The following is a 20,846-nucleotide window of genomic DNA, read 5'->3' as shown; positions in this document are numbered from 1 at the left end:
TCTTTATCTTACCCATTAATTTCCCTAGTATTTTAGGGATAATTGCTTAATTTACTCGGCTGAGTTAGTTTGATCTGGGGTAGAAGTTTCGGGGTTTTCGGGGGACTCTGCAGGTTTTTCGGCTGCTACTTTAACCATAGCATGGCGTAAGACTTGGTCTCCTAACATATAACCGCGCATCAATTCTTCTATGACAGTTCCTTCAGGATATTCATCGGTATATTCCCGTAACATAGCTTCATGGTAGAGAGGATCAAAGGGTTGACCTTCTGGACGCATAGGACTTACCCCTAACCGTTTAAGACTATCAACTAGATTTTTGTAAACTCCTTGATAACTTTTGTGAATAATCGCTTCTCCATCATTATTGGGATTAATGGAGTTACGCGCCCTCTCAAAGTTATCCACGACGGATAATAGTTCTCCAATGGTTCTACATTTAACCTGAGTTTCTAAATCTTGTTTTTCTTTGGCTGTTCGTTTGCGATAGTTGTCGAACTCTGCTGTTAGGCGAATATGACTGTTTTTGAGTACATCGTACTGTTGAGCTTGTTCTTGCAGTTTGTTTTGTAGCCCTTCTAATTGTTCGGTTAAGGCTGTGATAGTTGCCTCTGGGGTCTCTGCTTGAGAAGATTCAGAGACAGGAGTAGGCGTTTCTACTTCTTCTGTTTCAACGGGTTCATCCGTTGGAGCGGTACTGTTTGTTTCTATTACAGTTTCTGTCTCAACAGTTACAGGGGTGTCCTCTGTTGCTTCAACTTCAGGGGTTTCTATGTTTTTTTCTAGTTGTTGTTCGTTTTGTTTAGTAGACATTCTGCTAAAATATATAAGCCGTCGGTATAATAAATCCTATGCTTTATTATATAGGGTAACTTGTCAGAGTTTTAAATTGATACTACCATCATTAACAATAATCTTCCCTTAAACCTATCAATATTTCCTTGAAGTAAGTCTGGTAGGTCTAGAGAATTTGAGGAATGCCGAAAGATTGTTGAGTTTGGTCGTCAATCCTAAAGCAGTTCAACTCAAAATAAAATCTTCTTACCTATCCTCACTAGCTAGTCTTATCAAAAGTGCAAGATATGAGTCTGAAAAAATTTTGGTTTAGGTTAAGGCTTTAGCCAATTGAGATAATTGTTGATTGTTTAAGACATTCCGTAAAGTCTTAGCAATATGATTAGGATCTAAACTAACTAAAATATAGGGTAATTTGGCTGAAGCTAATTGTTGTAAAGCTTCACTACACTTTATTTTATTTTCTTGTTTCAGTTCAATATAATCACTATTTTGCTTTAATTCCTTAATAATTACTGGAGCTAGGGTTGCGTAAGAATGTTGAGGATTAGCAATGGCTTTTGATGCAGTTTGAGTTAAAGTTTTCCAATTTTCAGTATCAGGAAAAATTTGCCCTAACTGAGTGCATAATTGTTGCAAACTTTGGCGATTTTGCTGATTTGCTTTTTCTTGGAATAAGGATAGCATTTGTGTTAATAAACCTTTAATCTGAGTAGAAACGTTCTCCTCATTTGAACTTTCATCTTGATTGATAATTTGATTAAGATAAGCTTGAAGTTCAACAAAGAAAGGTTCTGTTTCTTGAACAATTTGATCAGCTTCTTCTGGATTTAATCCAAAAGTTCCTTGAAGTTTCTCAATTAAATTCTGTAAAACATCATATCCTTTTAAAAAAAGAGATTCTAACTTTTGATCAGGAGAAATTTTATTTTCTCTGAGAATTTTAAACGCATCTTCTAAACGGTGAGCAATTTTTTGAATACTACTATAACCTAGCATAGCTGCTCCCCCTTTAATAGAATGAGCTGCCCGAAACATTTCATTGAGTTGTTCTTGATCTTCGACCACATTAGACAATTCTAAAAGTCCTGTTTCTAGGGTTTCTAGATGTTCTTTGGCTTCTTCAATGAAATAACCGAGTATTTTTTGCTGATCCAAAATTGTTCCCTCCTGTGATCTGTCAAATAGTTGTGACAGACAATCAAATCCTTAAGAGTACAATTTTATGATTCCCTGAAATAATTAAAAAATAACACAGGCTGGTTAAAAAGGAGGTAGAAGTTAAAAAGGATCAAAACAACAGTCCGCTTTTTGAAAATTGTTGATAGGGATGGTTAGATTTTTATATATTTTAAGCCCCATTTGCCGAAACAGCATTTATCCTAAAAGATAGAGTCAGTTTAGTTTAGAAACTATGCCCCATCTTATCTAAATTGGTTCCATTGTCGTTAAGTCGCGTGGTAATGAAAGAGATAGAACGATACTATAGAGTATTAGGATTAGAGGTTGGTGCCTCCCTTGAGGAAATTAACCAAGCTTATCGAGACTTGGCTTTTATTTGGCATCCCGATCGCCTACCAAAAGACAATGAAAGATTGTTGGCTAAAGCGGTGGCTAAATTACAAGAAATTAATTATGCTCGTGAACAACTAAAAACTCACCAATTAGTCTCCCATCCTTCAAAAACTGTCTCGTCTCCTCGAGAAACTTATTCTTCTGCTTCCCAAAGTCATTATAATCAAAATTATCAAACCTATGCCCAACGTCCCTATTATCGTGACTGGAGTGGAGCGGATTTAAAAGGGGCTAATTTGAAAGAAAAGGATCTTTCTGGACGCAAGTTAATCCAAGCAGATTTAAGTTACGCTGATCTCAGCGATAGTTTTTTGCACAAAATTAATTTAGAAAAGGCTAATCTGTTTCGGGCTAACCTGTTTCGAGCCAATTTATTACGGGCTAATTTACGATACGCTAATCTACAACAAGTTAACTTAGTAGGAGCCGATTTAAGTGGGGCTGATTTGAGTGGGGCTGATTTGAGTGGGGCAAAAGTTGGCTCAGGTAATCGAATTATGGTGAAATTAACAGGAACCATTCTCAAAGGGTCTATTCTACCTGATGGTAGTATTCATCGATAGTTCTCAAGGTATGGAGCTAAGCGGACTCGAACCGCTGACTTTCACAATGCCATTGTGACACTCTACCAACTGAGTTATAGCCCCTAAAAAGTCCCATTAGGAACTTAAGGAATAAAGCGCATTAACTACAATGCCTTAATTGATGATGTTTCGTCAAGCCCTTCAACAAAATATGTTTAATAATTGAACCAAGTGGGTAGGGAAAAGAATTAATTATGTTGTCGACTTAGCTCTAATAAAAGATTGGGCTAATTTGCGATCGCTTATATTCTTTGCAATAAATTAACTCCATGAGTATCTGTGCCACAAGTATGATACAGTCCGTAAAGAAAACTAAGATTGAGGACGGTTTCGGTTTGACGAGGGCTAGTTTTCCAAGGTTTAGGGTTATTATAAGCGTAAAAAGCTTCAACTCCATCAATGCCTAAATCGGCTGCTGCAGGAATTACTTTTGTCGCCGAATAAGGGTATCTTTCAGGATGAGCTAAAACTGCCATTCCCCCTGCTTGATGAATAGCATAGATAACCTGACTGGCCAGAGCTTGAGTTCCTTGAGGAGACTCTCCCCAGAGATAAGGTTCTATTACTCGGTGTTGAGGATTAAAACCATAGCCTAAAATATGAACTTCGATATCGAGTAAACGAGAGGTGATCTCAATTCCTGTCCATAGATGAGGTAAACTTTCTTTTGGCTGTTGAAGGGAAGTTTTCTCAAGCCATTGTTGAGCAATTTGATAACCTTCAACGGAATGATGATCGGTAATAGCGAGTCCTTTTAGTCCGATTTGAGTGGCTTGTGTAATCAGTTGTTCGGGGGTTAATTGTCCATCGGAACAGATGGTGTGCATATGAAAATTATATTCATGGGGACAACTGTGAGGGTTGAGTCTTGACCAGACTTCTTGTAACGCTTGAGTATCTTGAGACGATGGTTTCGTTGAAGTTGAAACAATCATAGTGAGTGATAGTAATCCGTTAAAGATTGCAATTTGTTACATATCGGTAACATTTCTAAGTATAAGCTGTTTTTACTGGATTGGGTGTGATCTATAATGTCAACTTTACAACTTAACCAATCGAGTCATAATAGATAGTCTTAATGTAGAAGCCTAGGACTTTAAGATATAATTGAATAGTAGAAATTGTGTTCTTGATGAAATTCTCTTAAGTCGTTCCTATGAGCAATCAACCCGATCGCATTATCATTTTTGATACTACCCTCAGAGACGGAGAACAGTCCCCAGGTGCTAGTTTAACGGTTGAAGAAAAACTTACCATTGCTCGGTCATTAGCACGACTTGGAGTCGATATCATAGAAGCAGGATTTCCTTACGCTAGTCCAGGAGATTTTAAAGCGGTTCAAAAAATTGCTCAAACCGTGGGAACAGAAAACGGGCCGACTATCTGTGGCTTAGCTAGGGCTACGAAGAACGATATCAAAACTGCAGCAGAAGCCCTTAAACCTGCCTTTAAGTCGCGTATTCATACCTTTATCGCTACATCAGATATCCACCTCAAACATAAACTGAAAAAAACACGAGAAGAAGTCTTAGCGATCGCACCAGAAATGGTGGCTTATGCCAAAACCTTCACCGATGATGTGGAATTCTCCCCAGAAGATGCAGGCCGTAGTGATCCTGAATTTATGTATCAAGTGCTAGAAGCAGCGATCGCGGCCGGAGCAACCACGATCAATATTCCTGATACGGTTGGTTATACCACCCCCAGTGAGTTTGGGGCTTTAATTAAAGGCATTAAAGACAATGTGCCGAATATTGATCAAGCCATTATTTCTGTTCATGGACATGATGATCTTGGCTTAGCCGTAGCTAACTTCCTAGAAGCGGTGAAAAATGGAGCCAGACAGCTAGAATGCACCATTAACGGGATCGGAGAAAGAGCCGGCAATGCAGCCCTAGAAGAGTTGGTAATGGCTCTCCATGTACGTCGTCAATATTTTAATCCCTTCTTAGGTCGTTCCGTGGATGCAACCGAACCGTTAACCAATATAAACACTCAAGAAATTTACAAAACCTCTCGCCTGGTATCTAACCTGACGGGGATGATTGTACAGCCCAATAAAGCCATTGTAGGAGCTAATGCTTTCGCTCATGAATCTGGGATTCATCAAGATGGGGTACTGAAAAATAAGTTAACCTATGAGATCATGGATGCAGAGTCCATTGGGTTGACCAATAATCAAATTGTATTAGGTAAACTGTCAGGCCGTAATGCTTTTCGGACTCGTTTAAATGAATTAGGTTTTGAACTCTCAGAAACTGAATTGAATAATGCCTTTCTGCGGTTTAAAGAAGTTGCAGACAAGAAAAAAGAGATCACCGACTGGGACTTAGAAGCGATCGTCAACGATGAAATTCAACAAGCTCCCGAATTGTTCCGTTTAGAATTAGTACAGGTATCCTGTGGGGATCATTCGGCTCCTACGGCAACTGTTACCCTAAGAAATCCTGAAGGCAAAGAATTAACCGATGCAGCGATCGGGACTGGTCCGGTAGATGCAGTGTATAAGGCCATCAACCGAGTGGTTAATGTTCCCAACGAGTTAATCGAGTTTTCCGTTAAGTCTGTCACCGCAGGTATTGATGCTATGGGAGAAGTCACCATCAGGTTACGGTATGAAGGTCGTATCTATTCAGGTTATGCAGCTAACACAGACATTATCACCGCTTCGGCTCGTGCCTATATTAGCGCGTTAAATCGGCTCTATGGATCGATTCAAGAGGAAAGTAAAGAAAATTCTTCTCAAGGGGTTTTAACCCCTCAAGGTTAAATCTGATATTAGAAATTAAGTCCCCTAACTGTTTGTTTTGAGCAGTTAGGGTGTTTTGTCATGTTATTTTTTAATCTTCAACACAGCAATTAAACCATGACCACAACCCCAACCCCGTTGCATCTCATATTCTAAGGTTCTCAAAGCGTAGCCTAACTGGGGTTCAATAATGTTAGCGCGAGGATCACCGTACCACATCCAACCTACATCAGCAATAACGCGATCAATGGTCATTAAAGCGAATTGTAATGGCTTAGGAAAGTCATCCCATCCTTTGATTTCAGGTAAAGAAAAATTATGGGACAGACGACGTTGTGTAAACTCAAGTAAAATATTCCAAGAGTTAATCAATTCGTGGAGTAGGGGAGTAATGAAGGGATGATCAGGAAAAATACTTGAATCTAACATTAATTCATCTAAATTAGTTCGCAAATAATCTTCATGAAGAGAATTAATAGAGCGACGAATGGGTTTTAGTTTTGAATTAAAGGATCTTGTATCGGTGTGACGGCCTACCAAAATAGAACGGTCAACTAATCTGACCACTTCAAGTTCGACCCCAACTTGAGCCGTAATTTCTTGTGTTAATTCTCTAACTTCTTCTCCAGTCCAAAAACGAATGGGGAAAGACTCAATGTCAGCCGTTTGACGGACTTCATCTGAGTAGAGATAACCCATATTATACTGACGGACTTTCTCATCTTCTGATTGAGCATACCAAAAATCAGGCCATTCAATCGAGTAGCGTCCGATGAGATCCATGACGATATAACTACCATCTCGACCATGATGGCAAATATCCCCTAATAAGGTGACTAAATCTTTTCGTGCTAAATGGGATAATGAACCGTAGGAAGAAAAATATAAATCAAAGGGTGATTCTGTCTGTTTTATTTCTCCAAGTCCTTGACTTAAATCTGCTTGTTGAAATTGAACATAGGGATGAGTTGAAAATAAGGTCTGGCCTTTTTCTACCATTGCTTGGCTAATATCTAGACCCAAAAACATAGACAAATCATCGGGGGGTAAAACTCGTTTATGTTGCAGACCTAAATCGAGGTCTCGACGGTCAATTTTTGTGAGGATATCGTAACCTTGACCCGCACCACAGCCGAGATCAACAATTCTGACTCCTTTTTGTTCGGAACGACAATTTTCAACAATTTCCCAGAGATACGGACGTAAAACAATTCGAGTTAGTTGATCTTCCCAATAGGTACGAACGTTATCATACTTACCGAATAAATTGCCAACATAGAGATCATATTTACCCTCTTTGACGGCTTGTGTATAGGTTTTGAATCCATCTAAATTAGCTGGTTTCATAAATTTTTATCTCAATAAACAATAATAATCGTTCTAAAGCGTGGTAAATTTCTCTAACATTCTTGTTCCTTTAGTAGGTTACTCCTTTGTTGTGATTTTGTACATTAAGATTCAGAAAAGTTCGATTAACTCACTTGGTGCAGCAATTTTCTTAATATGACATTATCTAACGACTCAAAAAGTTGGCCACATTTATCTCTTGACGATCCCTTGTTTGGTGAATCTTGTTTAGCATTTCTTGAGGATTTATATCAACGCTATCTTACAGTGACAGAAGGAGAGAACGCTGACTATATTCCAGAATTAGCCCAGATTAATCCCGATTTACTGGGAATTGCCATTGTTACGACCCAAGGAAAAATTTATAGTGTTGGAGATGCTTTGGAATTATTCACTATACAATCTATTGCTAAACCTTTAGTTTATGGCATGGTTTTAGAAGACTGGGGGTGGGAGTCTGTTTTTAATAAAATTGGAGTTGAACCTACGGGAGAACCGTTTAATGACATTATTGACCCCGATGAAATTCAACAGAAAAAATATAATCCGATGGTTAATGCTGGTGCGATTACGACTACCAGTTTAATTAAAGGTAACAGCTTAGAAGAACGTCAACAGCGATTATTTGAGATGTTTCAACTCTATTTTGCACGGGATGTTGAAGTGGATCAATCTATCTTTTGGTCACGAAAAACCAGGGATAATTTGAATCGAGCGATCGCTTATATGATGCTCCATTTTAATTTGATTGAAGACAATATAGAAGAGGTGTTAGACCTTTATTTTCAGCAATGTTCAGTGTTAGTTAATTGTCAAGATTTAGCGTTAATGGCTGCTACGTTAGCCAATTCGGGTTTAAATCCGATTACGGGAGAAAGGGTATTACAGTCTGACAATGCAAAACGCTTAATGAGTGTGATGTATACCAGTGGATTGTATCAATTTTCGGGTCAATGGGCTTATCAAGTGGGTTTACCAGCTAAAAGTGGCTTATCGGGGGCGATTGTGGGTATTGTTCCCCATCAAATGGGGATTGCTGTTTTTTCTCCGCCTTTAGGAGAACACAGAAAAAGTGTGCGAGGGGTGAACATTTTTAAGAAACTTTCCCATCACTTTAAACTACATATTTTTAATGAAATACAGAGTAATAAATCAAAGCATAAAGAGAAAAACAAACCTTTTCTTTTTTCATCGGAATCCCCTTCAATTAATAACTTTTTAGAGTATTTATATGCAAAATATTTACCTCTTAATGAAGGAAATAGTTATGTGAGTGAACCTGATATTACTGAAGTTGATCCTAACTGGTTTTCTATTTGTATAGTTACCACTGATGGTCAATTTTATGGAGTGGGAGATGTAGAACAATCTTTTTTGATCCAGTCTATTTCTAAGGTATTTGCTTATGGTTTGGCATTAGAAGATCATGGTAGAGATTATGTTTTAAAAACCGTTGATGTTGAACCTACAGGAGATGCTTATAATTCTATTATTAAAGTAGAAGAAAATTCTAAACGTCCCTATAATGCAATGGTGAATACAGGGGCGATCGCTATTACCAATTTAATTAAAGGAAAAAGTCAGGCACATAAGCTAAATCGTGTTTTAAAAATGTATCAACGTCATATTGGTCATCCTGTTTATGTGGATACTGGAGCGGTGGTTTCCGAGCAAACTAAAGGCGATCGCAATTGGGCGATTTCTTATTTATTGCGTAATTTTGAGATGATTTCTGGTGATATTAAAGAAACATTGCAACTCTATTTACAACAATGTTCTGTTATTATTAATTGTCGTGATTTAGCGATTATGGCTGCTACTTTAGCGAATAATGGAACTAATCCTATGACGGGAAAACAAGCAATTAACCCCGATTATATTCAGGATTTATTGAGTGTTATGTTTACTTGTGGGATGTATGATTTTGCAGGAGAATGGGCTTATAAAGTGGGGTTTCCTGCTAAAAGTGGTGTAGGTGGTGGTATTTTAGCAGTGGTTCCTGGGGTAATGGGAATTGGTGTATTTTCTCCTCCTCTTGATCAACGGGGTAATAGTATTAGAGGAATTAAAGTTTGTGAGGAATTATCTCACCATTTTCGCTTACATATTTTTGAACCGATTTCTTCTCCGATTGAGAAAAATTATTGAGGAAATTTACATTTGATTTCTATCTCGATGTTGCTTTCTGCTGTCCCTTTGCTAATATAAGGAATACCAGCTTCTCCTCCTAATTTTATACCGAATTTTAAGGTAATTTCATCGACTTCAGCAGCAGCAAAATTCTTGAAAGAATTGAGAGTATATTCTGCACAGTCTCTTATCATTTCTTGTGCTTTATCAAGTTGTTGAGTAACATCAATGGGTAAACCTCCCATTTCATCAATTCCATCATCTTCTTCAGGGGGAATTATAACAGGATTGACATCAATATTATCTAATCCTTGATCGGTTTCAAAATAGAGTTTTGTTGTTACATCAATATGGAGATTATGACATAACAAGATTTCCCAGAAAAGGAAATGCTGATACAGCAGACTACGAGATGAAAGCAGGAAAAGTAACAGATGAAGATTTATAGCATTTCCCTGACTCATGAGGTACATTATAGATTGTAATATCTATTACTGATGTACTAAAAAATGAAGCCTTATTCTATAGACTTTAGAGAAAAAATCATAGAAGTGTGGAAAAAAGAAAACCTCTCTATCAGGAATCTAGCTAAGCGTTTTGGAGTAGCGAAAAGCTTTATTCAAAAATTGCTTAAACAATATCAACAAACTGGAGATATTAGACCTTTACCGCAAGGAGGAAGCCCATCTCCTAAGCTTAATAGTGAGCAATTGGTTATTTTAGTGGAAATCATGGAAAAAAATAATGATGCAACTCTCGAAGAATTATGTGAGTTACTCTATAAAGAAACAGGAGTGCAAGTCAAAAAAACCACAATGGGAAGAATCAGCCAAAGATTGAATTATAGTGTCAAAAAAAACTTTATATGCACCTGAAAAAGACAATGAAAAAGTCCATCAAAAAAGAGTGAAGTTTTGGGAAACCATTCGAGATGTAAAGACAAATAATTTAATTTTTATAGACGAATCAGGAGTGAATTTAGCAATGCTGAGACTATACGCTAGGTCGCTAAAAGGCACGAGAGCTAGGGGAGAAAAACCCCAGAAGCGAGGCAAAAATATTTCTATTATTAGTGCATTATCCTTAGATAAAGTTCTGGCAACAAAGAATATTTACGGGTCAGTAGACGGAATTACATTTGAAGCTTTTATCCTCACAGAATTAGTACCAAAGCTATGGAAAGATGCTTGTGTTGTTATGGATAATGCTAGAATTCATCTGGGAGAAATGGTCAAAGAATCTATTGAAAAAGTCGGGGCTAATGTAATTTACCTACCTCCTTATTCTCCTGAATTTTCTCCGATTGAAAATTTCTGGTCAAAAGTCAAAGCTATTTTGAGAAAAATCAAAGCAAGAAACTATAAAGACCTAATAGAAGGTATTACATCAGCTATGTTACAAGTTACCAAACAAGATATTCGTAACTGGTTTACTCATTGCTGCTACTGTACCTCATGACTATGGGAATTGCTATATATAATGAATTAGAACTATTTTTAACTAAAAAAGCAAACAATCAACCAGCTTTAATTTATTTTACAGGTCATGGGTTTACGATCTGCGATCGCTTGGGAAGAGAAAAGGGATTTTTAGCGACTTCAAATTGTAAAGTGACAGTTAAAGATAATCAGATTATTAAACAAGATAATGCTTTACCTTTGGAGGATTTAAACTATTTAATTGAGCAAGCAAATTTAAGTGAACTGGTTTTATTGTTAGATGCTTGTCATAGTGGCAATTTTATTGAAACTCATTTAATACAAAAGAGTTTACAGATGTTTGAATATAGAAAGAATTATTATTTAATAACCGCTAGTCGTTTTTTTGAAACAGCGAAAACAATTAAAAAAGAAGACCATAGTGTTTTTTCGTGTGCAGTTATTGAAGGATTATCTGAGAGTAATAAAGATGAAACAGGGAAGATAAGTTGCGATCGCTTGTTTGATTTTGTCAATACAAAAATCGGTGGTAAGTTACAAACGCCAATGCGGATGGGAATTGGTGGATCAATTACTTTGGTTAAGCATCCTCTATCTAATAGTGAAGCAATTCCAGAAATTGAACCGATACGAGATAATAATGGTGAAATTGTTTGTCCCTATCAGGGTTTAAATGTGTTTACTGCGAAGGAAAAAGTCTTTTTCTTTGGAAGACAGCGATTAACGGAAAACATTAAACAAAAATTAGAGAATTTTGGCGTTATTCCCATTATTGGAGCTTCTGGGAGTGGTAAATCTTCGGTGGTGTATGCAGGTGTGATGGCATGGTTAGAAGTAGACAATCAAGAATGGTGTATTTTACCTACGATTAAACCAGGAATCGAACCTTTAAGCGAGTTGAGGAGAGTGTTTAAGGATTATGTCAGTTTAGATGAAGTTGAGTTAAAAGAGATTATTGAGGATGAAGAGAGAGAAATGAGCAATATTATTGAATTTTTGCCCAATTCTAAGAAATGTTTTTTATTTATTGATCAATTTGAAGAAATTTTTACCATTTGTCGTTCAGAAGACGATAGAAGACGATTTATTGAACTCATTACTGATTTTAGGAACAAAAATGAGCAAAATATAGTGATTGCGATCGCCATGAGAGCAGACTTTTTAGATCGCTGTTTACAATATCAATCTCTATGTGAAATTATCCAACATCAGGCGATTTATATGCCTCCCTTAGAAGGAAAAGATAGACAAGACATTATTATTAAACCGGCTGAAAGACAAGGATATAGAATAGAAAGTGATTTATTACTACAGTTACTAAGTGATGTAGGAAGAAAGCAAGGATTTTTGCCTTTATTGGAGTTTGCTTTGTTGCTTTTATGGGAAAAACGAGACGAAGATAATAAAGTGTTGACGTTAGATGCTTATAAAAAGTTGGGAGAAGAAAGATCCCCCCTAACCCCCCTTAACCAAAGGAAGAATGATGTGTCAAAAACAGGGTTAACAAAAGCTTTGAATATTTATGCAGAGAAAGTGTATAACTATCAAGACTTTAACAGGGATAATCCTCAAAAAGAGCGAACAGAGATAGAAAAAGAGTTAATTAAGTTGATTTTTCTGCGATTAATTCGTACCAATAATCAAGAACAAGATACTAGACAACGACAACCAAAAGAAATTTTATTAAACATTGCCAATGAAGACGAAGAAAAGCAGAAAATTCTAGAAAAACTAATTTATGGTAAGCAAGGATTAGTTAATGCTCGTTTATTAGTTACAGGTAGTGATATATCTTCTAAGAATATTCATAGTGTATGGGTTGATTTAGTACATGAGGCATTAATTGAAGGATGGCAAAGATTTAAGCGGTGGCGAGAGGAAGATAGAGATTTATTGCGACTTAGTGAAAGATTAGAAGATCAACGCCAACAATGGCTAAAAAATCCCATTGATGAAAATTTAATGATGGGAGGGTTGTTAATGCAGGTAAGACAGCAATGGGAAAAGTTACAGCCTTATTTACTGTATCCCACTGAAGCAGCAGAATTTTATAGGGAGAGTGATGAATATGAACAAGAACAGCGTGAGAAAAGAGAAGAATTAGAAATCAAACTTCAAAAAATGTCTCGTCTAACTTATCTTGATGGTTTAACGGAAACATATAACCGTCGCTTTTTTCAACAAGAGTTACAAAAACAATATCAACTGACAAAGGAAAATAGCAGTTTATTATGCTTAATTTTAGCAGATATAGATTATTTCAAACACTACAACGATACTTATGGTCATTTGCAAGGAGATGAGTGTTTAAAAAGGGTTGCAAAAACTCTTAAATATATAATGAATTCTTATCAAGATTCCTCCGTCTGTCGTTTTGGAGGAGAAGAGTTTACCATCATATTACCAAATACCTCAAGCTCTGAATCGGAAAAAATTGGAGAGAAGATATTAAAGGCAGTCCATCAACTGAAGATACCTCATAAAAATTCACCAATTAAGCCTTACGTTACTTTGAGTTTAGGAATCGCAACTGTTAATTCTAATCAACTATTAGAGTCATTTTCGATGCAGGATTTAATTATGGAAGCTGATAACGCTTTATATCAGGCAAAACAGCAAGGACAGGGTTGTTAGATTATGGTAAATTATGAACAAATTTATGCTTAATAGAACTATCTAAATATATTTCCAATTGATTATTCTTAAAGGATAGCCTAATAATTGAATTTTTTTATAATGTTTAGTATTGTTAGTAACCAAAATTAAGTTATTGGATATAGCAATTGAGGCTATTAATACATCAGCTAATCCAATCGGTTGACCATTCTTTTCTAATTCTGCATTAATCAAGCCTAATAATTCAGCACTTTTTAGGTCTACGGGTAATATTTCTATTTGTTCTAAATCTTGTAAAAATTCTCTAACCCGATCATCTCGATTAATTTTTTTCCATCCCTTAATAATTTCCGAAACGGTGATTACTGAGATAGTATATTTTTTAAAGATTGTTTTATAAGCAATAGCTTGTGTAATGACATTAATATTTTTACCTTTCCTAATTTCTGAAAATATATCTGTATCTAGTAAACATTTTTGACTCATAAACAATCACTTTTTAGATTCTATTATGAACAATTTCTGCCATAATTTCGTCAACAAGTTCAGCATCATTTGACCACTTTCCAATTGATGAATCATTCATTATTTCGGGTTGAGTTAATTGTTCAACCATCGCTTTAATTAAGTCAGAAACTTTACAATGATGGGTTTTTGCTAATTGTTCAATCTTCTCGTAGGTTTTTTCGTCTAGTTCAATTTCTAATCTTTTCATTGATTTTTTTACACTAGATTTTTGTCTATTGTAACATAAAATATAGTTATTCTATTTTTACGAATTTTACGAAAATAAATGACACCAGTTCTCAGAAATAGCGAGTAAGGTTACTTCGGGGTATTTTTAGTAAAAGTGAAAGCTTACAGTTTATATTACCCCTCACAATGACTATTTAAGTATCCAGTTACTTTTGAGAATTGGTATTAGTTTAATAAGTCAAAATTTGAAGTACGAAAATTTGTTTTTTTCGAGTCATGCTATTCAACAAATGTTTTTTCGACGGATTACTAAACAAGACGTGAAAACTGCTATTAATTATGGAGAAGTTATTGAAGAAAAACCTAATGATAGTCCCTTTCCTAGTTATTTAATTCTAGATTTCATTAACTGCAAACCAATTCATGTCGTTTTGTCTTATGATAAAGTTTAAAAAATAGGATATATAGTCACTGCTTATATTCCTGATCATCAATTATGGACTAATAATTTTAGAAAACGGAGATAATGATTATGGAATGTGTAATTTGTAAACACGGAAAAACTAAACCAGGATTTGTTACCGTAACATTAGAAAGAGATAACTGTATTATCATTTTAAAACAAGTTCCGGCAGATGTTTGCGAAAATTGTGGTGAATATTATTTAAGTGAGTTAGTCACAGAAACAGTTTTAACAAAAGCTGAAGATGCAGTTAACAAAGGGAGTGAAGTCGAAATTATTCGATATGTTGCTTAAACTAATATAGTTTTAACGAATAAAAAGAATTAGTTTTTACCCAAAACATTGAGTCGCCAAAGGATTAGATAATTCTATCCTTCGCAAAATCTCTGGATTGACTTCTACCCAAACCGTCGCCCCACAGGGTTTCGGATGGTCAGGACTATACACCACTGTACATAAACCTCCTAAAATCTCAACTTTGTCGCAATATCGTTCTTTTATACCTTCCCTCACACAAATAACAGGCTCTCTTTCCGCTTTATGATGATTATCTCGAATTCTATTACTATTCACATGAATATAAGTGGTAGCTCTTTGGGGACGCTTGCGCCAGGTTCCCTTACGACCTCGTTCTGTTGGTATAACTTGGGGCATATCATGCTCTAGGAACGGAATTTGCCAAAATCGCCCCTCTTTAAACGCTCCTTTGATTCTCCCTGCATATAATAACTGTTGTACCCGTTGACGGGAAATACCTAACAGATAAGCAGCTTTTGCAACACGAACGTACATCATAATAGTAATAACCTAGCGCTAGATTTAATCATATCCGAATACTATATCTGAATAGAAGATTAAAATTCTTTTACCTGCTTCTGCTGTAAAAACTCAGCAAAATCCCGAACTTCTACTACTTTTTCGTCGGATAACTCATCAAGCAAACTTAACAAATGTCCTCGAACACTTATCATTTCTGACGCTTTTTGAACTAATTCTAATTGGTGAGGATAAACTGTCTCAACTCCAATGGTTTCCATGAAAGACTCCTTCTCTTGGAAAGCAACTGATACAAAATTTTCTGACTCATTATATTTAACCCATCGACCAAATAACTCGACTAAATAAGCTTCTCCTTCATTAAACACTTCAACAATTGTACCCAGAGTTCCCACAGGTGCTATTCTTCCATCGCTCAAGGAAACACCTTCTTTTAATTTGACTGAATCAAAAAGTTTGTAAGGCATAATTATAATCCTCCTAAAGAATCAGGGACTGCGGTGACAAACCTGGCTATATCTTCATTGAATCGTATAATCCAAACAGTACGGATTCGTCGCGATAATCCATGAAGCCCCGTAATTCTGACATAAGTGCGATACAGATAACCAAAATTATTTTGTCCTTGGAATTGTAACATGAGAGGAGAAACCTTTGACAAAATAGCCTCTCGAATTGCCTCGGCTGATTCAAAACCCATGTAAATCCGCCAAAAGCTTTGTTTGTCACCCCCAACGCCTTGGCTGGTTTTATAGGTCAGGAGATATTCAGCTTTAGCCCAAGAAAATTCAAACCGTGTTGCTGAAGTCATAAAAAGGGTTATCTGACTTAGCTTTAAATTGGACGTTCTGCCCAACGGGCAACATTATTTAAGATAGCTGTAGGGTTGTCAAACACCTCCATGAAAATTTGATGATAGTAACATTCTTCTGCCGATCGCAAATTAACATGGTTATGTTCTTTTTGATAAGCTTGTGCCTGTTCTTCACTCATCACATCTTTTAAAGTATCCACTAATAGATCCACCGTGCCACTGCCTTCGTCAAATTGTTCTTTTTTGCGCCAAACAATTTCATCGGGCAGAATATCTTCAAAGGCTTTTCTTAAAATCCATTTTTCTATGGGTGGATTACCTCTCAGTTTAAGATGCGCTGGAATTTTTTGACCTAATTCAATCATTTTCAAGTCTAAAAATGGCACTCTTCCCTCAATAGAATGAGCCATCGTTAAGCGATCAACCCGTTGCAAATTAATATTATGTAAACTAGAAACTGATCGCCTTAATTCTGTGTGTAAAATATCATCACTAGGAATATCTTTATAGTAAGTATAGCCAGCAAATAGTTCGTCAGCCCCTTCTCCTGTGAGAATCACTTTCACATATTGGGCTGCTAAACGAGAGGTAAAATAACAGGGGATCGCACTTCTAACTAAATCTTGATCAAAGGATTCTAGGGCATAAATAATCTCAGGAAGTTTCGCGATCGCTTCAGAGGGTGTGATTAAATATTCATGGTGAATAGTTCCTAAATAATCCGAAACAAAACGGGCTGCTTTAATATCTTTACTCCCTTCTACTCCTACAGAAAACGTATGTAATTCAGATTTATGTTTTTTAGCGATCGCTGCAATAATACTACTATCTAATCCTCCCGAAAGAAATGCCCCTAATGGTACATCAGCCATCAACCTTTTAACAACTGAAGCTTCTACAGTTTCCTGAATTTCTTTAACAATATCATCGACATTAGCATCCATTTCTGGGGGAATATCAGGTAACTTATAATAAGTTGAAAATCCCGTTTCTGAAGAGAAGAAAGTGCCGGGGGGAAATTCTTTTACCTCTTCGCAAAATTTAGTAATGGCTTTTAGTTCTGAAGCAAACCAAAAATTACCATCTTTTTCACTGTAATATAAAGGCTTAATGCCAATGGGATCACGAGCAGCAATAAATTTATTATTATCAATAATGGCAAAACTAAACATCCCATCCAATTCAGGGATAGCGGTTATATTTTTGTCGTCATATAAATGTAAAATTGCTTCGGTATCGCTTTTCGTAACGAATTGATATTTTGACTCTAAATCTGAAAAAAGTTGAGGATAATTGTAAATTTCTCCATTACCGATAATTGCTTTTTTCTCATCTCCATAAATGGGTTGATCCCCTCCTTCAACATCCATAATACTGAGTCTTTGATGGCCTAAAATTCCTGAGCCATCAGGAACCACAAAAATTCCTTTTGCATCTGGTCCACGATGAACTAGACTTTCCATCATCGCCTCAATATTACCCTGACTGGTTTTTCCCCAAATCCCAGCAATCCCACACATAAGCTTTCTTGGTTGGTTATCCAATAATTATATTTTGAATTCTATTGTACTAGACTCAGCAAAAGAGACTGTTTTTGTTTTTACTTTCTTCACTTTTAGAGCGTCATTTCCATACTGGTTAGGTCTCGAATTTTTTAGTTTTTGGGAACAGGGAATAGGTTTACAATGAGCTTAGTCGAAGTGGAATAGGGAACAGTTTGATTCGTGTGATTTTAGGGTTTAATCCGATTAAACCCCTAATCATAATTAAGGTTCTTCTCCTGGTTCTAAAATGCGTTGAAATAAATAGCCTGTTCCCCTAGCAGTCAAAATTAATTCAGGATTACTCGGATCATCTTCCAATTTTGCTCTTAAACGAGATATATGCACATCCACTACTCTAGTATCCACATGACGTTCCGGAGTATAGCCCCAAACTTCTTGTAAAATTTCAGAACGGGAAAAGGGTTCCCCTGAACGACTGACGAGTAACTCTAATAAACTAAATTCCATCCCCGTCAAACGAATGCGTTCATCGCCTTTATAAACTTGCCGTTTATTGGTATCAATTTTAATCGAGGCAATGGAAATAACTCCAGAACTGGGAATACCCGGTGCGCCATTTTTTTCAACTCGTCTAAGAACTGAACGAATTCTCGCTTCTAATTCTTTGGGAGAAAAAGGTTTGACCACATAATCATCAGCCCCTAATTCTAACCCTGTAATGCGATCGGCTACATCTCCTAAAGCGGTTAACATAATAATAGGAATGTCTGATTCTTTGCGTAACTCTTGACAAACTCCATAACCGTCTAACTTAGGCATCATCACGTCTAATACCACTAAGTCGGGAATGGCTTCATGAAAGATGTCTAACGCTTCCTCTCCGTCGGCTGCGGTAACCACATCATAGCCAATCATAGAAAGACGGGTTTCTAGAATGCGACGAATACTAGCTTCGTCATCAACGACTAAAATTTTCTCTTTATGTGTTTCCAATTTTGGCCAAGCTCCCTAATACTAAGTAAAATTGCTAATCTTTAAGTTAAATGGTTTCCCATTGATCTTCCTAAGATCCAGAATATCCCTTTTTTGCTATCCTTAAGCCTCAATTCTTGCTTTAGAATCTAAACATAATCTGAGTTTAAGGCGGGTTATCCTCTTAATACTCCTTATCATTTTCTAGGGTCTTTTTGTTGAAATCCAGTATTTTTTTAATTTTTTTAACGTTTCTTTAAATTTCATTATGGCTAAAACACGAACTATCTACATTTGTAGTGCTTGTGGTGCAGAATCGGTTCAATGGTTTGGTAAGTGCGAAGCTTGTCAGTCCTATGGAACCCTAGAAGAACAAATGGTTAGCACCTCGAATTCTCCTGTGGGAGTCGCCAGAGGTGGCTGGCAATCTAACGGCAGAACAGATCATCGTGCCAATGTTGCCCCAAAACCTCGTATTTCTGTCTCTTTTAATGATATTACCGAAGAAGAACAAGCTCGTTTTCAATCCGGTTATGGGGAATTAGACCGAGTGTTAGGGGGTGGTGTGGTTCCTGGATCTTTGGTTTTAATTGGGGGAGATCCTGGCATTGGTAAATCTACATTATTATTACAAACCGCTAACCAATTATCCCAAAGATTACCCCGTATTTTATATGTTTCGGCTGAAGAATCAGGCCAACAAATTAAGTTAAGGGCTTCTCGTTTAGGAGTAGCAGAAGCCAGTAGTGTGAATGAAGCTAAAAAAGCAGACAGTAATGGCAAAAATGGCAATGGCAAAGTTGCTAAAAAGAAAGAGAAGGACTTAGATAAGGCTAACCTTTTCATTCTCCCAGAAACGGACTTAGAAGAGATTTTACGAGAATTAGAATCCTTACAACCTCAAGTGGCCATTATCGATAGTATTCAAACCTTATACTTTGCTGCGTTGACTTCTGCGCCGGGTTCAGTTGCCCAAGTTAGAGAATGTACCTCCGCTTTGATGCAAGTAGCGAAACGGGACAATATCACTCTGTTTATCGTTGGTCATGTTACCAAAGAAGGGGCGATCGCAGGGCCAAGAGTTTTAGAACATTTAGTGGATACGGTACTCTATTTTGAAGGCGATCGCTATGCTTCCCATCGTCTGTTGCGATCAGTTAAAAATCGTTTTGGAGCAACCCATGAAATCGGTATTTTTGAAATGGCTGAACATGGGTTAGTGGAAGTAGAGAACCCCTCAGAATTATTCTTAGGCAACCGAGATGAGTTTGTTCCTGGAACGGCAACCGTTGTCGCTTGCGAAGGAACTCGTCCTATTGTGGTGGAGTTACAAGCGTTAGTGAGTCCCACCAGCTATGCGTCTCCTCGTCGCTCTACTACGGGAGTGGAATATAGTCGCTTACAACAGATTTTAGCCGTGTTGGAGAAACGGGTAGGGATACCGTTATCCAAATTAGACGCTTATGTGGCTTCTGCCGGGGGTTTAGGGGTAGAAGAACCGGCTGCTGATTTAGGGGTAGCGATCGCCGTTGTAGCGAGTTTTCGAGACAGGGTAGTTGATCCTAGAACCGTATTAATTGGGGAAGTTGGCTTAGGGGGACAGGTTCGTTTAGTCGCTCAAATGGAATTACGGTTAAAAGAAGCAGCAAAATTAGGATTTAAACGGGCGATCGTTCCCAAAGGACAGAGTTTTGCTGATGATATTGGCATCGAAATTGTCCCAGTTGGTAAAGTAATTGATGCTATTATTGCTGCGATTCCTCCTCAACAAAAGTTCGGTAAAGATTTAGAGGAGTTTGCAGAAGAAGAGCATTCTGAAGACTTTTAAACCTCAGAAAATTTATGGTTAATTATCAATCTAGAAATCAAAATTTTATTATTAATGCTATTAATGATTTCATTAAAATTGCTAATAATAAAGGCATCCCCGATGACACCATTTATAAATTAGGGAAAAATCGGTACATAGTAGTTCTCATATTTGTCTTTGTACCTTACAAGTATAGGGACTGCTATAATTATAATGCTTGAGATTGATATAAGTAGTGAAGTTGACAATTAATGAGTCGCTCTTCACTAATGGAATAGTTTGAAAAACTAATATTCAATGCCTCGATATCGGCGTTTTTTCTCTTGTAATTGATTACTGTTTTTAGCTGTGATTTTAGTAGATTGGGTAACTGGTTTTAGCTCTTTGTTAACTAAAGTGAGTTGATTGCTTTTTAATAATCTTAAAAGAGTCTCCCAAGTTTCTTGAGAATACTCTTTTAACCATCCTTCTGCAATCTTTATTCCTTCTGATGGGTTAACATCAAAACGCATAAACAATATAGTTAACACATTATTTTGGTGCTTGTCGATCATTTGAGTCGTTTCCGATATCA

At 36.7% G+C, this 20,846-nt stretch carries 21 protein-coding genes and 1 tRNA gene; 8 read left to right on the top strand and 14 right to left on the bottom strand.

The window, feature by feature from the left end; genetic code table 11:
• Window positions 1-51: 51 nt before the first annotated feature.
• Both grpE and CY0110_RS13990 read right to left on the bottom strand, forming a co-directional pair.
• Window positions 52-813 (bottom strand): nucleotide exchange factor GrpE, encoded by a 762-nt coding sequence (gene grpE / locus CY0110_RS13995; RefSeq protein ID WP_008276105.1) that lies wholly within the window; start codon window positions 811-813, stop codon window positions 52-54.
• A 291-nt stretch (window positions 814-1,104) separates the two neighbouring features.
• On the bottom strand, window positions 1,105-1,953 hold the full coding sequence (locus CY0110_RS13990) for an Hpt domain-containing protein (RefSeq protein ID WP_008276104.1): 849 nt from the start codon (window positions 1,951-1,953) through the stop codon (window positions 1,105-1,107).
• Window positions 1,954-2,258: 305 nt separating this feature from the next.
• On the opposite strand from CY0110_RS13990, the gene CY0110_RS13985 reads away from it, so the two are divergent.
• The gene (locus tag CY0110_RS13985) at window positions 2,259-2,933 is read left to right on the top strand and encodes a pentapeptide repeat-containing protein (protein ID WP_008276103.1); all 675 of its coding nucleotides are present in this window, start codon (window positions 2,259-2,261) and stop codon (window positions 2,931-2,933) included.
• An 11-nt stretch (window positions 2,934-2,944) separates the two neighbouring features.
• Here the strand turns inward: CY0110_RS13985 and CY0110_RS13980 are convergent.
• Window positions 2,945-3,017: transfer RNA gene (locus CY0110_RS13980), tRNA-Ala, on the bottom strand.
• A 179-nt stretch (window positions 3,018-3,196) separates the two neighbouring features.
• Complete coding sequence (locus CY0110_RS13975; protein WP_008276102.1) at window positions 3,197-3,889, bottom strand: PHP domain-containing protein; 693 nt, start codon at window positions 3,887-3,889, stop codon at window positions 3,197-3,199.
• 221 nt (window positions 3,890-4,110) lie between these two features.
• Here CY0110_RS13975 and CY0110_RS13970 point away from each other — a divergent pair, with 221 nt between their 5' ends.
• Entirely contained in the window at window positions 4,111-5,724 is a 1,614-nt protein-coding gene (locus tag CY0110_RS13970; RefSeq protein WP_008276101.1) for a 2-isopropylmalate synthase, read from the top strand.
• 63 nt (window positions 5,725-5,787) lie between these two features.
• On the opposite strand, the gene CY0110_RS13965 is transcribed toward CY0110_RS13970, so the two are convergent.
• Window positions 5,788-7,050: a class I SAM-dependent methyltransferase gene (locus tag CY0110_RS13965; RefSeq protein WP_008276100.1), complete on the bottom strand. Its 1,263-nt coding sequence runs from the start codon at window positions 7,048-7,050 to the stop codon at window positions 5,788-5,790.
• 156 nt (window positions 7,051-7,206) lie between these two features.
• On the opposite strand from CY0110_RS13965, the gene glsA reads away from it, so the two are divergent.
• Window positions 7,207-9,198 carry a glutaminase A gene (glsA, locus tag CY0110_RS13960; RefSeq protein WP_008276099.1) on the top strand — a complete coding sequence of 664 codons (1,992 nt, stop codon included), beginning with the start codon at window positions 7,207-7,209 and terminating at the stop codon, window positions 9,196-9,198.
• Here glsA and CY0110_RS13955 read toward each other — a convergent pair.
• A complete protein-coding gene (locus tag CY0110_RS13955; protein WP_232285724.1) occupies window positions 9,192-9,644 on the bottom strand; it encodes a CU044_2847 family protein in 453 nt (150 codons plus the stop codon). The two genes, glsA and CY0110_RS13955, sit on opposite strands and share 7 nt — an antisense overlap.
• 45 nt (window positions 9,645-9,689) lie before the next feature.
• Between CY0110_RS13955 and CY0110_RS29345 the strand changes: the two genes are divergently transcribed.
• Both CY0110_RS29345 and CY0110_RS13940 read left to right on the top strand, forming a co-directional pair.
• Window positions 9,690-10,638 (top strand): IS630 family transposase gene (locus CY0110_RS29345; protein ID WP_085961785.1). Its coding sequence is split into 2 segments (ribosomal slippage): window positions 9,690-10,030 and window positions 10,029-10,638, totalling 951 coding nucleotides; the frame shifts between segments, so codons are not numbered across the junction.
• Between the two features lie 2 nt (window positions 10,639-10,640).
• Window positions 10,641-13,253 (top strand): nSTAND1 domain-containing NTPase, encoded by a 2,613-nt coding sequence (locus tag CY0110_RS13940; RefSeq protein ID WP_198139169.1) that lies wholly within the window; start codon window positions 10,641-10,643, stop codon window positions 13,251-13,253.
• A gap of 42 nt (window positions 13,254-13,295) precedes the next feature.
• Here the strand turns inward: CY0110_RS13940 and CY0110_RS13935 are convergent, their stop codons facing one another.
• Both CY0110_RS13935 and CY0110_RS13930 read right to left on the bottom strand, forming a co-directional pair.
• Window positions 13,296-13,721, bottom strand: coding sequence for a PIN domain-containing protein (locus CY0110_RS13935; RefSeq protein WP_008276096.1), 426 nt, complete (start codon window positions 13,719-13,721; stop codon window positions 13,296-13,298).
• A 13-nt stretch (window positions 13,722-13,734) separates the two neighbouring features.
• On the bottom strand, window positions 13,735-13,950 hold the full coding sequence (locus CY0110_RS13930) for a ribbon-helix-helix protein, CopG family (RefSeq protein ID WP_008276095.1): 216 nt from the start codon (window positions 13,948-13,950) through the stop codon (window positions 13,735-13,737).
• Window positions 13,951-14,176: 226 nt separating this feature from the next.
• Here CY0110_RS13930 and CY0110_RS13925 point away from each other — a divergent pair, with 226 nt between their 5' ends.
• Window positions 14,177-14,383, top strand: a complete 207-nt coding sequence (locus tag CY0110_RS13925; protein WP_232285723.1) for a DUF4258 domain-containing protein — start codon at window positions 14,177-14,179, stop codon at window positions 14,381-14,383.
• A gap of 80 nt (window positions 14,384-14,463) precedes the next feature.
• A complete protein-coding gene (locus CY0110_RS13920; RefSeq protein WP_035799446.1) occupies window positions 14,464-14,688 on the top strand; it encodes a type II toxin-antitoxin system MqsA family antitoxin in 225 nt (74 codons plus the stop codon).
• 36 nt (window positions 14,689-14,724) lie between these two features.
• Here the strand turns inward: CY0110_RS13920 and CY0110_RS13915 are convergent, their stop codons facing one another.
• The 5 genes from CY0110_RS13915 to rpaB form a co-directional block, all read right to left on the bottom strand.
• Entirely contained in the window at window positions 14,725-15,189 is a 465-nt protein-coding gene (locus tag CY0110_RS13915) for a helix-turn-helix domain-containing protein (protein WP_035799435.1), read from the bottom strand.
• Between the two features lie 59 nt (window positions 15,190-15,248).
• Window positions 15,249-15,638, bottom strand: a complete 390-nt coding sequence (locus CY0110_RS13910) for a hypothetical protein (protein WP_008276091.1) — start codon at window positions 15,636-15,638, stop codon at window positions 15,249-15,251.
• A 2-nt stretch (window positions 15,639-15,640) separates the two neighbouring features.
• Window positions 15,641-15,982, bottom strand: a complete 342-nt coding sequence (locus CY0110_RS13905; protein WP_008276090.1) for a DUF6883 domain-containing protein — start codon at window positions 15,980-15,982, stop codon at window positions 15,641-15,643.
• Window positions 15,983-16,005: 23 nt separating this feature from the next.
• A complete protein-coding gene (gene asnB, locus CY0110_RS13900; protein ID WP_008276089.1) occupies window positions 16,006-17,505 on the bottom strand; it encodes an asparagine synthase B in 1,500 nt (499 codons plus the stop codon).
• A 246-nt stretch (window positions 17,506-17,751) separates the two neighbouring features.
• The gene (gene rpaB / locus CY0110_RS13895; protein ID WP_008276088.1) at window positions 17,752-18,483 is read right to left on the bottom strand and encodes a response regulator transcription factor RpaB; all 732 of its coding nucleotides are present in this window, start codon (window positions 18,481-18,483) and stop codon (window positions 17,752-17,754) included.
• Between the two features lie 247 nt (window positions 18,484-18,730).
• Between rpaB and radA the strand changes: the two genes are divergently transcribed.
• Window positions 18,731-20,290 (top strand): DNA repair protein RadA, encoded by a 1,560-nt coding sequence (radA, locus tag CY0110_RS13890; RefSeq protein ID WP_008276087.1) that lies wholly within the window; start codon window positions 18,731-18,733, stop codon window positions 20,288-20,290.
• Window positions 20,291-20,559: 269 nt separating this feature from the next.
• Here radA and CY0110_RS13880 read toward each other — a convergent pair whose 3' ends face one another.
• Window positions 20,560-20,826 (bottom strand): DNA repair protein, encoded by a 267-nt coding sequence (locus CY0110_RS13880; protein ID WP_232285722.1) that lies wholly within the window; start codon window positions 20,824-20,826, stop codon window positions 20,560-20,562.
• Between the last annotated feature and the right edge of the window lie 20 nt (window positions 20,827-20,846).

The sequence above is a fragment of the Crocosphaera chwakensis CCY0110 genome (assembly GCF_000169335.1).
Taxonomy (GTDB): domain Bacteria; phylum Cyanobacteriota; class Cyanobacteriia; order Cyanobacteriales; family Microcystaceae; genus Crocosphaera; species Crocosphaera chwakensis.
Note: the sequence above shows the minus strand (reverse complement) of the source record. Positions and strands in the feature narration are given on the sequence as shown.